We start from the raw sequence: 12,338 nt of genomic DNA on the forward strand, positions 1-12,338 counted from the left end.
CTCTTGTATGTTTAAAAAACACATCCTAACAACACCTGAGGTATCCAGCTTACAGCGCCAAAAATTGCGCGCAGCATTCTGGTTTCTCGCACCCATGCTGCTGGTGTTGTTTTGCGTTGCAGCTTGGCCGTTACTTCGTTCTATTTACTTTTCATTTACCAATACTTCATTAACCAACCTTTACGGTGGTGAATGGGTTGGCTTTAAAAACTATTTGACGTGGAAAACCCTCTCATCAGGACGCACGATTTATTCGGGAACTTTGGCCGACCCTGCATGGTGGAATGCAGTCTGGAATACCGTAAGGTTTGCAGTGGTCTCAGTTTCTTTAGAAACCATTATAGGTTTAATGGTGGCCTTAGTATTGAATGCGGAATTTAAAGGCCGTGGTTTAGTCCGCGCGGCTATCTTAATACCGTGGGCCATCCCAACTATTGTGTCGGCAAAAATGTGGGCATGGATGTTCAATGATCAATTCGGCATCATCAATGACATGCTATTAAGCGTTGGTTTAATTGACCACAAAATAGCTTGGACCGCCAATATTGATACCGCAATGTTATCGGTATTAATCGTCGATATTTGGAAGACCACACCATTCATGGCTCTGCTTTGCCTCGCAGGCTTACAAATGATCCCAAGAGATATGTATGAGTCAGCCAAGATTGACGGCGTACACCCTATAAAAGTGTTCTTTCAAGTGACGCTCCCCTTGGTAAAACCCGCACTCATGGTCGCTGTTATCTTTCGTACGTTGGATGCTTTGCGGATGTTTGACTTGGTGTATGTACTTACTCCTAACTCAAAAGCCACAAAAACCATGTCAATCATCTCCCGAGAGAACCTAATTGAGTTTGATAAGTTTGCCTATGGTTCAGCCCAATCCACCTTACTGTTCGCCATTATTGCCCTGTTTGTAGCGCTCTATATTTGGCTTGGTAAGCTTGACCTTAGTGGAGAAAAATCATGACTAACAAGGCACTATTCAAAAAGGCCGCTTTTTACTCTGTCGTAGTTATCATCGTACTTATCTCGGTTTTTCCGTTTTATTACGCGATTTTAACAAGCCTTAAAACAGGTTCTGATTTATTCAAAGTGAACTATTTTCCTTCCTCGTTTAATTTCAGCAACTACATAGATGTATTGAATAATGGCCAGTTTATTAGAAATACGCTGAACTCTGTCTTCATTGCGAGCACCACGGTTATATTCGCTTTGTTTCTTGCTGTTACAGCGTCATACGCATTAGCTCGTGTACGTTTTAAAGGACGAGGATTATTGCTTATGGCAATCTTAGCCATCTCGATGTTTCCACAGATTGCTGTTTTAGCAGGTTTATTTGAGCTAATTCGCTTTATTGGAATTTACAACACACCTTGGGCCATGATTCTGTCCTACACCATTTTTACGCTGCCATTTACCGTTTGGGTGCTAACCACCTTTATGCGAGATTTACCCGTAGAAATAGAAGAGGCGGCCATAGTGGATGGAGCCACTCCTTGGGTCATTATCACACAAATTTTTATGCCCTTACTTTGGCCAGCCTTGGTCACCACAGGATTGCTCGCTTTTATTGGTGCTTGGAACGAGTTTTTATTCGCGTTGACTTTCACTGCATCAGAGACCATGCGTACTGTGCCTGTCGCCATTGCCATGTTGTCAGGCTCATCTCAATACGAAACACCTTGGGGGCTCATTATGGCGGCCTCGGTTTTGGTCACCATCCCGTTGGTGATCTTGGTGCTTATTTTCCAGCGAAAAATTGTATCCGGCCTAACCGCTGGTGGCGTGAAAGGCTAAGGAGTATTCATTATGGCTAAAATTGAACTTAAAAATCTGATCAAAACCTTTGGTAGCACAGATGTTATTCGAGGCGTCGATCTCACCATTAATGCTGGTGAACTTATGGTGTTTGTCGGCCCTTCCGGTTGCGGCAAATCAACTTTATTACGTCTTATTTGTGGATTAGAAGACATTACCTCTGGAGAGCTACTATTTGATGGCGTATCCATGAATGACAAGGTGCCATCTGAACGTGGTATCGCCATGGTTTTCCAATCCTATGCCCTATATCCACACATGTCTGTATATAAAAATATGGCCTTTGGCCTAAAGCTAGCTAACGTCTCACCACAAGAAATGAAAAATAGAGTACTTGAAGCGGCCAAGATGTTGCAAATCGACCACTTACTAGAACGTCTGCCAAAACAGCTATCTGGAGGACAGCGTCAACGCGTCGCGATTGGACGTGCCATTGTCCGCGACCCAAGGGTTTTTCTCTTCGACGAACCTTTATCTAACCTAGATGCATCATTGCGCGTGGATACGCGACTAGAAATAGCTAAGTTACATCAAAAAATGAAAGACACAACCATGGTTTACGTTACCCATGATCAAGTGGAAGCAATGACACTAGCAGATCGAATTTGCGTCCTAAGAGACGGTAATATCGAACAGGTTGGCACACCAGAAGAGCTCTACAGTCATCCGAAATCTCTTTTTGTTGCCGGCTTTATTGGGTCACCAAAAATGAACTTTCTCACTGGTGATATAGCCGAAAAACACCATTGTCATACTCTGGGTATTCGTCCTGAACATCTTGTTATCGATCATCTCGACGGTATATGGAGTGGAGAAGTGGTACACACAGAAAACTTAGGTGCAGATTTCTTTGTATTCTTAGATTTGGGCATAAAAGAACCTCTAGTCGTACGTTTGGATGGACAGCAGCGGATTCCTTTAGGTACTCAAGTTAATGTACGTCCATTAGAAGAACACCTCCATCGATTTGACAACAATGGTTTACCTATCACTTTAACGTCTAACAGAGAGACAATTTAAGATGAATACTATTGAACAAGAATGGTGGCGAGGTAGCGTTACCTATCAGATTTATCCACGATCTTTCCTAGATAGTAACGGTGACGGTATAGGGGATATTCCTGGCATCACGAGCCGTTTAGATTATTTGGCTGATTTTGGTGTTGACGCTATTTGGCTGTCTCCCATATTCACATCACCAATGAAAGATATGGGTTATGATGTTTCAAATTATATAGATATAGATCCGTCTTTCGGAACACTATCAGATTTTGATGAAATGATAGCCAAGGCTCATAGTTTGGGGCTTAAAGTCATCATTGATCAAGTGCTCTCACACACCAGTGATCAACACCCATATTTCTTAGAAAGCCGACAAAATCAAACCAATGATAAGGCCGACTGGTACATATGGGCAGATGCAAAACCTGACGGTTCACCACCAAACAATTGGTTATCGATTTTTGGAGGGACTGGCTGGCAGTGGGATTCTCGTCGTAAACAGTATTATATGCATAATTTTTTACGCCAACAGCCTGATTTAAATTTCCATAATCCAAATGTTCAAGAATGGATTCTCAGTACTGTACGATTTTGGCTAGAACGCGGAGTGGATGGTTTTCGTCTAGATACTGTGAACTACTATTTTCATGATAAATTGCTACGGGATGATGCCGCTGATTTTCGTCAAAAATCTGTAGCGGATTGGAATCCTTACCACATGCAATATCATTTATTTTCAAAAAACCAACCAGAGAATTTGGTATTCCTTAAAAAGTTTAGAGCTTTACTAGATGAATATGGAGCCACGACATCAGTTGGAGAAGTAGGTGAGAGCCACCATCCAATAGAAATGATGGGGGAGTATACGACAGATAAACGATTGCATATGGCATACTCATTTGAAATGTTAGGTAATTCGTTTTCACCCAAACATTTTTCCAAACAAATAACCGAATTTTTCCGACTAGCACCAGAAGGATGGCCTTGCTGGGCCTTTTCCAATCATGATGTTGTTCGACATGTTAGCCGCTGGAAAAAACACGCTGAAGATCCAACCGCTTTAGCTAAACAGGCTTGTGCTTTATTACTAAGTTTAGAAGGCTCTGTTTGCTTGTATCAAGGTGAAGAACTGGGCCAACAAGAAACAGATCTAAGCTATGACGAACTTGTTGACCCGCAAGGAATTGAGTTTTGGCCTGAAGACAAAGGAAGGGATGGTTGCCGAACTCCAATGAGCTGGGATAACTCAAAGTTTTCCGGTTTTTCATCTTCAACTCCATGGCTTCCAGTTAAAGAAACTCAACGCCAATTAAATGTTGCTGACCAGCAGAATAAGCCATCGTCTGTACTCAATTTTTATCGAGAGATGCTTGCGTTTCGTAAACAAAATTCTATCCTACGAAATGGTAACACTCTCTTCATCAACGATGATAATTCACTTTTAGCATTCGTTCGAGGTGACACAATGCTATGTATCTTTAACTTAGGCAATCAGTCGATTACTTATCAAAATACAACTGAGTTTAATCAATGTATTAAAGTTGGTAACACTAAGGTTGAAGGGAAAGAGCTAGTATTGGGGGCAAATGGTTTTGCTTTTTTCACGAAGTAACAAATTTTATAGGCAACAAGCTCAACGTTTTACCTTAGGGCTTGTTGCCACTTAAAATATTTCACGTGAAACAATCAGATAAGGTAAAGGAAGGGAAGAGGAAGAGGAAGAAGAGTAACGCTTACTCTTCTTCCTCGTTTTCTAGATACCAGTTCATCACATACGGGGCGAGTTCAGCACCCGATACAAAGAAGTGGCCGTTGAGCAGGGTTTCTCTTTGGTTGTAACGAAATGGTTTTCCATCCGGTGTGACTAGCATTCCGCCAGCGGCTTCGATGATGGCTTGCTGAGCAGCGGTGTCCCATTCACTTGTTGGGCCACGACGCAGATGCAGATCCGCAATCCCTTCAGCAATTCGACAGCCTTTAATTGAGCTGCCCTTTGGTAACTCTCTTACTTGCTCGTAACTTTGCTTTAATTTATTTTTCAGCGAGGCTGGAAGCGCAGGACCATGGCTACGACTTGTCATAGCAATAATAGGTTCGCGAGGTTCACGTACGTTGATGCTTTCGTATTCATCGCCTTGCCATTTAAACGCGCCTACTGGCAAATTTTGCCACGCTTTGGTCACACCAAAATAGCCTTCGGTTGTGGTCGGTAAATACACCACACCTAGAATGGGTGCACCGTTTTCAACCAAGGCGATATTAATACTGAATTCGCCATTACGCTTAATGAATTCTTTTGTACCGTCGAGCGGATCAACGATCCACAACATAGGCCATTTAGAACGCTCTTCAAACGTCACCTGACCTTCTTCAGAGCTCTCTTCTGAAAGAACAGGAATATTGGGTGTAAGTGCTTGCAAACCTGCTAGAATCACTTTGTGCGCAGCGAGATCAGCAGCGGTCACAGGACTATCATCCTGTTTTTGTTCAATGCCTAAATCTGCACGTTGATAAATATCCATGATCACATCGGCGGCATCGTGTATTATTTTTTGAAGAGCTTGAAAAATTGGGTGTTTACTAATGTCCTGCATAACAGCCTCAAATATGACAACAGAATAGGGTCAACGCATTCTTTATGAGTAAACCAGAAAAGCAGTCGGCACCACAAGCCGTTCGTTTAGATAAGTGGCTTTGGGCCGCACGTTTTTTTAAAACTCGTTCACTTTGTAAAGACGCCATCGATGGCGGCAAGGTGTCTTACAACGGAAGTAAAGGCAAAGCCAGCCGTAATGTGGAAATTGGTGCCTTAATTGGCATACGTGTTGGTTGGGATGAAAAGGTCGTCGAAATCAAAGACATCAGCGGCCAACGTCGTGGCGCACCTGAAGCACAATTGCTTTATGAGGAAACGCCACAGTCGATAGAAAAACGTGAAAAACGCGCTCTCGAAAACAAGTCTTTTGGTGGCCGAATTATGTCTGACCATAAGCCGAATAAAAAAGAGCGTCGTGATATTAAGCAGCTGAAGAAAGATATTTTTAGCGACATGTAATCTAGATCTAATATCACGCATTACATATCTCAAGATAATAAGTAAAGAGAGAGAAGGTCAGCGCCGTCTACTTAACAACGACAATAAAGGCCTTCTCGATTCTCCACACAGCCATACAATTCCAATTCCATTAACACCTGCATCATCAATCCTGCGTCCATTTTGCTTTGGCGAATCAAGGCATCAAAATCCATAGGCTGTGCTTCTTGTTCCATAATGACAATAACTGCCTTTGCGCTATCGGACGTAGATTCCGGCAAAGCATGCACCTGATTCGACACTAAAATAGGTGTGCTTCCAGCAGTTTGATTTCTATTTTCAGATGATTGTTTTTTACTATTCTTGTTAGCGGTCGAGCTTTTAGCTGTCTTAATTATTTTAGTTATAGAAGCACAGGACAGTTCTGAGCACTCGGCTAAAATATCATCTACATGACGAACCAAGGTGGCACCTTGTCGAAGTAACTGATGACAACCTTCTGATTGTGGGTCAATCAAACGACCGGGCAAGGCGAACACTTCTCGGTTCTGTTGGATGGCATAACTCGCACTGATCAATGAACCACTTTTGATAGAAGCCTCTGATACCAGCACGCCCATACTTAAACCACTGATAATTCGATTCCGCGGTGGAAACAGGTGAGGGCGAGGACTGGTTGATAGTGGGTATTCACTTATTAATGCGCCGCCTTTTTCTAGGATTTCTTTAAACATCTGGCGATTATGGTGTGGGTAGCGGTGAAACAAGCCAGTTCCCATTACCGCAATAGTTGGTGTTGTCTTGTTATATAAAGCGCCTTGATGAGCCGCAGTATCGACACCCATAGCGCCGCCACTCACCACACAAATGCCTCGAGCCGATAGTTGCTCGGCAAATTGAAAGGTGGCATCTCTTCCATAACGCGTACATTTGCGCGCTCCCACAATGCCGATTTTCGGCAATGACAAGGCATCTCGGTTACCTTCTACATAAAGAAACGCCGGCGCGACGGAGATCTCTTTTAACGCCGCGGGATAGTGTTCGTCTTCTTGCAGTACTAAGTGGTGATCGGCTTCTTCCAACCAAGCTAATGATTCATCACGTTTGGCTTCTTGTTCTTTAGTGAGTATGCCATTGGAAAAATAATCCATGGCCTGACGCGCTGTAATCTCTGGCCACTTTAACGCGATCAACAAATCATAAGTTATCTTCTCTGAGGAACTCGCGTCGTTTAGTTCTTCTTTACTAAATAAGGGTAAGTTTTCAGCATTATCCATTGATGCATGATAATCAAGTTGACTGAGATAAGTATAAAGACGCGAGAGTCGAGATGGGCCAATGCCCGATAAGAAACTTAAGCATAACCAATCTGTTTTCGACAAACCAGAGGCATTAGAGGTAGACATGATAAGCAGCTTCCTTGTGAGTTGAACATGGGCATTCCTTGCCCGTACGTTTACTTAAAAAACAAAATAAGAGTACTTAAAATACAAAACCAAGAGCGAATAGTCATTGGCTATGTAGGCTATTCAATCATATTGGCCAAAAAACCGCCATGAGAAGACTGCTCAACGGCCAGACTTGCGTTACAATAGACGCAATGAAAAGAGTAGGAGAGAACGTCTCCGCTCACGAACAAAGACACATCGTTGGAAAAGATCATGGCTGTTTTAACTGTACTTGAATACCCAGACAAACGCTTACGCAAAATTGCTAAGCCAATTACCAAGTTCACTGATGAGCTGCAAACCAAAATCGACGACATGCTTGATACCATGTATGACGAGAACGGTTTGGGCTTGGCGGCGACACAAGTGGATTATCACCACCGTCTTGTGGTGATGGATTTTTCAGAAGAACGTAACGAGCCTATCGTTTTTATTAATCCAGAATTCGAAATTTTAGATGACGAGCCAAATGAATTCCAAGAAGGCTGTTTGTCTGTTCCTGGTTTTTACGAGCACATTTATCGTGCTGCGAAAGTAAGAGTCAAAGCATTAGACCGCAACGGCAAACCATTCACTTTGGAAGTCGATGAGCTAATGGCGGTTTGTGTTCAACATGAAGTTGATCACCTAGACGGCAAACTTATGGTCGATTATTTGACGCCTCTAAAGCGTAATCGTATTAAGAGCAAACTAGAAAAAGCCCATAAGCTAGCTCAAAAACAAGGTTAAGAAGACGACTCTTTTTAGCCAATAGATCATTGATACTCGTATTATAAAATCAGGCTTTGGCCTGATTTTTTGTTAAGGAACCTTTATGCCAACCTCACCACTTCGTATTGTTTTTGCTGGCACACCTGAATTCGCAGCTGCCAGCCTGCAAGCACTCTTAACAAACACAAAAGATTCAAATGCTGAAAACCAGTATCAGATCGTCGGCGTTTATACTCAGCCAGATCGTCCAGCAGGCCGTGGTCAAAAGCTAGTTCAGAGCCCTGTTAAGCAACTTGCTATCGCCAACGACATTCCAGTTTATCAGCCATTGAATTTCAAACAGGATGAAGACAAGGCACAACTCGCAGCGTTAGAGGCTGATCTTATGATTGTCGCCGCGTACGGAATTATCCTGCCAAAAGTGGTATTGGATACGCCTAAGTTTGGTTGCATCAACGTCCACGCTTCTTTACTTCCTCGCTGGCGCGGTGCTGCTCCTATCCATCGTTCGCTGATTGCTGGCGATGGCGAAACCGGCATCACCATAATGCAAATGGATGTTGGCTTGGATACTGGCGACATGTTGTTAAAAGCATACTGTGATATCAAACCAACAGACACCTCAGAAACGTTGCACGATCGCTTGGCGGTTCTTGGCGGAAGTGCACTAATTGAAGCTCTAGAAAAATTCAAAGCCGGCACATTGGTTCCTGAGCAACAAGATGAAAGCCTCACTTGCTACGCAGCCAAACTAACCAAGCAAGAGGGCGATGTGAACTGGTCATCTTCGGCAGAATTGATCGAGCGTCAAATTCGCGGTTTATCTCCTTGGCCTGTTGCTTACACCAACAGCCTTGCTGGTGTAATGAAAATCCATGCGGCACACATTGCCAGCGTAAGCGATGAAGCTTCCACACCAGGCGATATTTTGGTGGTTAGCAAAGAGGGTATTATCGTTGCCACTGGGCAAGGTTCTATCCTTATTACTGAGATCCAATTTGCGGGCGGCAAGCGCATGAAAGTGCAAGACGCCTTAAATGGTAAAAACAAAGCCGCCCTAGAAATTGGTCAGCGTCTTGGCGTTAATGAAAGTGAAAACAAGAGTGGGCAAACAGCATGAACCAATACGACGAAAGCTTCCCATCTAAAACTAGCCAGCAAAGTGCTCGCCAAGTGGCGGTTACAGTCATCACTAATATCCTGCTTCAACAGGGTTCACTTAGTACGCAACTTGCTCGCCATCAAATAGATGTTGCAAGCGAACATGCACCAATGCTTAAAGAATTATGCTTTGGTGTATGTCGTCAGTACCCAAGACTAAACAGCATTGCCTTACATTTATTGGCGCATCCTTTTGAAGAAAAGGACACAGATTTATACGCTGTCTTACTTTTAGGTTTGTATCAATTAACCTACATGAACACCCCAGATCATGCGGCAGTAAATGAAACAGTAGAAGCGTGCCGGATCTTGAAAAAAGACTGGGCAACCAAGTTAATGAATGCAGTGCTACGTCGTTACCAAAGAGAAGCCGACGAAATAGTTGAGATTCTAGAAGCTCAACCTTCCGTAGAATTCAACATGCCGAAATGGCTGGTGAAGCGTTTTAATAAGCATTGGCCAGAGTATCTTGAAGACATTATCGAAGCAAGTAACACGCATCCGCCAATGTGCATTCGCGTAAATGACAGTCTGGTTTCACGTGAAACATACAAGGAGCAACTTGCTGATCTGGGTATAGACTCTGAAGATGGCGAATTTTCAGATTCAGCTTTGTACCTAAGAAATGCTGTTCGTGTTGGAGAGTTACCAGGTTTTGATGCAGGTTTTGTCAGCGTTCAAGATGAAGCCGCTCAGCTTTCAGCTCATATTTTATCGCCCAAAAACGGCGAAAAAGTATTGGATGCCTGTGCAGCACCTGGTGGAAAAACAGGGCACTTATTAGAGAAAGCCAACTCTGCTGGACTAAGTTCAATGGAACTCACTGCGGTTGAACTAGAGCCTTGGCGCATGGAAAAAATCGAATCCAATTTGGCACGCCTTGGCTATTCGGCGCAGTTGATCTGTGCAGATGCGAGTGATCTTGATGCATGGTGGGATGGCGAGCATTTCGATAAAATCCTACTCGACGTTCCTTGTACGGCAACAGGTGTTATTCGTCGTAACCCAGACATTAAGATCAATCGAAAACCAGCTGACATTGATGATCTCGTTATCATCCAGCGAGAGATTCTTAACAAGGTTTGGACAACGTTAAAATCTGGTGGCTTCATGTTGTACGCAACTTGTTCCTTGATGCCAGAAGAAAACGAACAACAAATCCAACACTTCTTAGCAAACCAAGAAGACGCGAAAGAAGTCGCGATCAATTCTTTAGCGCCTGACTTTGCGATGGAGTGGGGGATTCCTGTCAGCCATGGTAGGCAATTATTTCCGCAAGCAGACGCTCATGATGGTTTCTACTACTGTCTTCTACAAAAAGCTTAAGCCGTCTAGGTCTAGTAAGTAGAAATAAAAAACAGGCACAGATCATCTCAAGCAAACGACTGAAAAATAGGTCGTTTTATAAAAAGGCCCGACAAATTGTTTCACATGAAACACAGTTTGTTGGGCATTTTTTTGAGTTCAATTAATATTAGTCCATGCTGATAGCGAACTTGCCTCTCAGTTTCAACACTGGATAAGTAACAAAAGAAATCTCATTACATGATCATCCAAAATAATTACGAGTATTTATCAAGTTCAAGTTAAATAATTGTCCTTATGTGGGTAAACTTGCTCTACTTGATTCGAGCAAAAAATATGCACGCTCGATCAACCAAACAACTCAATTTTGACATTTGAATTAATACACTAAACAAAGAGCCGAAAAAATCACGCTCTAAGGCAGACTATGAAAATCATCATTATAGGCGCGGGGCAGGTTGGCGCCACGCTTGCGGAAAACTTGGCAAGTGAAGATAACGATATTACCGTCATTGATACAGATTTAACCCGCCTTAGAGAACTGCAAGATCGTCTCGACATTCAAACAGTTGAGGGCAGTGGCTCACACCCAGCTGTATTAGATCAAGCCGGTTGCAACGATGCTGACATGCTCATTGCGGTGAGCAACCAAGACGAAACCAATATGATCGCCTGTCAGATTGCTCACACCTTATTTAAAACACCGACTAAAATCGGTCGTGTCCGTTCTAGCGCTTATGCAAATTATCCAGAACTCTTTGTTGATTCAGCTATTCCAATGGATGTTCGTATCAGCCCAGAAAAAGAAGTGACTAAACATTTAAGCCGCTTGATTCGTTATCCAGGCGCGTTGCAGGTTATGGAATTTGCGGAAGGCAAAGTACAGTTAGTTGTAGTCAAAGCGGAAAAGGGTGGTCCACTGATCGATCAACCAATCAGCTTTTTGAAAGAACACATGCCGTCAATCCAAACTCGTATCGCAGCAATTTATCGTGACGGCAAATCTATTTCTCCTGACGGCAACACACACATTCGCGCCAACGACGAAGTCTTCTTTCTAACCGCTCAACGTGACGTATTAGATGTAATGAGTGAACTGCGTCCTTTGGATGTTCCTTATCGACGCATTATCATCGCTGGCGGCGGTAACATTGGTGAGCGTTTGGCACAGAGTTTAGAAAAAGAATACCGCGTTAAAATCATCGAACGTGATCCTGAGCGCTGTCGTTATTTGTCTGAAACTTTGGACAACACCATAGTACTAAACGGCGATGCGTCTAAGCAGGAATTACTGCTTGAAGAAAATATAGAATCCACTGACGTATTCTGTGCATTAACCAATAACGATGAAGCCAATATCATGTCTTCCATGCTGGCAAAAGTACTCGGCGTTCGCACAGTTATGACCATCATCAATAACCCTGCGTACGTCGATATCGTTCAAGAAGGCATGATCGACATTGCGATTTCGCCGCAACAAACTACCATCAGTTCGCTACTAAGTTATATTCGACGCGGTGACGTGGTGAACGTTCACTCGATGCGCAAAGGTGCTGCGGAAGCATTAGAAGCGGTCGCACACGGTGATTATCGTTCTTCAAAAGTGGTTGGCCGCAGTATTGCCAATTTGAATTTGCCTGAAGGCGCAACCATTGGCGCCATCGTTCGTGAAGACGATTTGATTGTTGCCACCAGCGAATTGGTGATCCAAGCAGAAGATCACGTCATCATTTTCGTGACCAACAAAAAACAAATTCCAGCGGTAGAGCAGCTATTCCAAGTGGGTTTAAGCTTCTTTTAATTTGAATGCTTTTTAGCAAAAAATAGAAGCCTGACTCAATTGGCTTCACCTGATT

The 12,338-nt window shown here is 43.2% G+C and carries 11 protein-coding genes; 9 read left to right on the forward strand and 2 right to left on the reverse strand.

The features are described from left to right. The first annotated feature begins 7 nt into the window (after window positions 1-7). From CCS02_RS07025 to CCS02_RS07040, 4 genes are read left to right on the forward strand one after another with little or no spacing between them, the layout of a single operon-like run. Window positions 8-970: a carbohydrate ABC transporter permease gene (locus CCS02_RS07025; RefSeq protein WP_100187203.1), complete on the forward strand. Its 963-nt coding sequence runs from the start codon at window positions 8-10 to the stop codon at window positions 968-970. Further along, complete coding sequence (locus CCS02_RS07030; RefSeq protein WP_100636213.1) at window positions 967-1,800, forward strand: carbohydrate ABC transporter permease; 834 nt, start codon at window positions 967-969, stop codon at window positions 1,798-1,800. Before CCS02_RS07025 ends, CCS02_RS07030 begins: the two co-directional genes overlap by 4 nt. 12 nt (window positions 1,801-1,812) lie before the next feature. Further along, entirely contained in the window at window positions 1,813-2,841 is a 1,029-nt protein-coding gene (locus CCS02_RS07035; RefSeq protein ID WP_100636214.1) for an ABC transporter ATP-binding protein, read from the forward strand. A gap of 1 nt (window position 2,842) precedes the next feature. Then, on the forward strand, window positions 2,843-4,435 hold the full coding sequence (locus tag CCS02_RS07040; protein WP_100636215.1) for an alpha-amylase family glycosyl hydrolase: 1,593 nt from the start codon (window positions 2,843-2,845) through the stop codon (window positions 4,433-4,435). A gap of 121 nt (window positions 4,436-4,556) precedes the next feature. On the opposite strand, the gene cysQ is transcribed toward CCS02_RS07040, so the two are convergent. Continuing rightward, complete coding sequence (gene cysQ, locus CCS02_RS07045) at window positions 4,557-5,417, reverse strand: 3'(2'),5'-bisphosphate nucleotidase CysQ (RefSeq protein ID WP_100636216.1); 861 nt, start codon at window positions 5,415-5,417, stop codon at window positions 4,557-4,559. A gap of 44 nt (window positions 5,418-5,461) precedes the next feature. Here cysQ and CCS02_RS07050 point away from each other — a divergent pair, with 44 nt between their 5' ends. Continuing rightward, window positions 5,462-5,878 carry an RNA-binding S4 domain-containing protein gene (locus tag CCS02_RS07050; protein WP_072839298.1) on the forward strand — a complete coding sequence of 139 codons (417 nt, stop codon included), beginning with the start codon at window positions 5,462-5,464 and terminating at the stop codon, window positions 5,876-5,878. 71 nt (window positions 5,879-5,949) lie between these two features. Here the strand turns inward: CCS02_RS07050 and dprA are convergent, their stop codons facing one another. After that, on the reverse strand, window positions 5,950-7,263 hold the full coding sequence (gene dprA / locus CCS02_RS07055; RefSeq protein ID WP_100187207.1) for a DNA-processing protein DprA: 1,314 nt from the start codon (window positions 7,261-7,263) through the stop codon (window positions 5,950-5,952). A 255-nt stretch (window positions 7,264-7,518) separates the two neighbouring features. Between dprA and def the strand changes: the two genes are divergently transcribed. The 4 genes from def (at window position 7,519) to trkA (ending at window position 12,283) form a co-directional block, all read left to right on the forward strand. Then, on the forward strand, window positions 7,519-8,034 hold the full coding sequence (gene def, locus CCS02_RS07060; protein ID WP_072839300.1) for a peptide deformylase: 516 nt from the start codon (window positions 7,519-7,521) through the stop codon (window positions 8,032-8,034). 85 nt (window positions 8,035-8,119) lie between these two features. Further along, window positions 8,120-9,136: a methionyl-tRNA formyltransferase gene (gene fmt / locus CCS02_RS07065; RefSeq protein ID WP_100187208.1), complete on the forward strand. Its 1,017-nt coding sequence runs from the start codon at window positions 8,120-8,122 to the stop codon at window positions 9,134-9,136. Continuing rightward, window positions 9,133-10,503 (forward strand): 16S rRNA (cytosine(967)-C(5))-methyltransferase RsmB, encoded by a 1,371-nt coding sequence (rsmB, locus tag CCS02_RS07070; RefSeq protein WP_100636217.1) that lies wholly within the window; start codon window positions 9,133-9,135, stop codon window positions 10,501-10,503. Before fmt ends, rsmB begins: the two co-directional genes overlap by 4 nt. A 406-nt stretch (window positions 10,504-10,909) precedes the next feature. Next, window positions 10,910-12,283 (forward strand): Trk system potassium transporter TrkA, encoded by a 1,374-nt coding sequence (gene trkA, locus CCS02_RS07075; protein WP_072839303.1) that lies wholly within the window; start codon window positions 10,910-10,912, stop codon window positions 12,281-12,283. Window positions 12,284-12,338: the final 55 nt, after the last annotated feature.

Origin of the sequence: Marinomonas sp. ef1, assembly GCF_002806845.1 — a bacterium.
Lineage (GTDB): Bacteria > Pseudomonadota > Gammaproteobacteria > Pseudomonadales > Marinomonadaceae > Marinomonas > Marinomonas polaris.

What these genes read in the sequence shown, in the direction of transcription:
- CCS02_RS07025 (WP_100187203.1), top strand. Translation starts at nt 8, where the DNA reads ATGTTTAAAAAACACATCCTAACAACACCTGAGGTATCCAGCTTACAG.
- CCS02_RS07030 (WP_100636213.1), top strand. Translation starts at nt 967, where the DNA reads ATGACTAACAAGGCACTATTCAAAAAGGCCGCTTTTTACTCTGTCGTA.
- CCS02_RS07035 (WP_100636214.1), top strand. Translation starts at nt 1,813, where the DNA reads ATGGCTAAAATTGAACTTAAAAATCTGATCAAAACCTTTGGTAGCACA.
- CCS02_RS07040 (WP_100636215.1), top strand. Translation starts at nt 2,843, where the DNA reads ATGAATACTATTGAACAAGAATGGTGGCGAGGTAGCGTTACCTATCAG.
- cysQ (WP_100636216.1), bottom strand. Translation starts at nt 5,417, where the DNA reads ATGCAGGACATTAGTAAACACCCAATTTTTCAAGCTCTTCAAAAAATA.
- CCS02_RS07050 (WP_072839298.1), top strand. Translation starts at nt 5,462, where the DNA reads ATGAGTAAACCAGAAAAGCAGTCGGCACCACAAGCCGTTCGTTTAGAT.
- dprA (WP_100187207.1), bottom strand. Translation starts at nt 7,263, where the DNA reads ATGTCTACCTCTAATGCCTCTGGTTTGTCGAAAACAGATTGGTTATGC.
- def (WP_072839300.1), top strand. Translation starts at nt 7,519, where the DNA reads ATGGCTGTTTTAACTGTACTTGAATACCCAGACAAACGCTTACGCAAA.
- fmt (WP_100187208.1), top strand. Translation starts at nt 8,120, where the DNA reads ATGCCAACCTCACCACTTCGTATTGTTTTTGCTGGCACACCTGAATTC.
- rsmB (WP_100636217.1), top strand. Translation starts at nt 9,133, where the DNA reads ATGAACCAATACGACGAAAGCTTCCCATCTAAAACTAGCCAGCAAAGT.
- trkA (WP_072839303.1), top strand. Translation starts at nt 10,910, where the DNA reads ATGAAAATCATCATTATAGGCGCGGGGCAGGTTGGCGCCACGCTTGCG.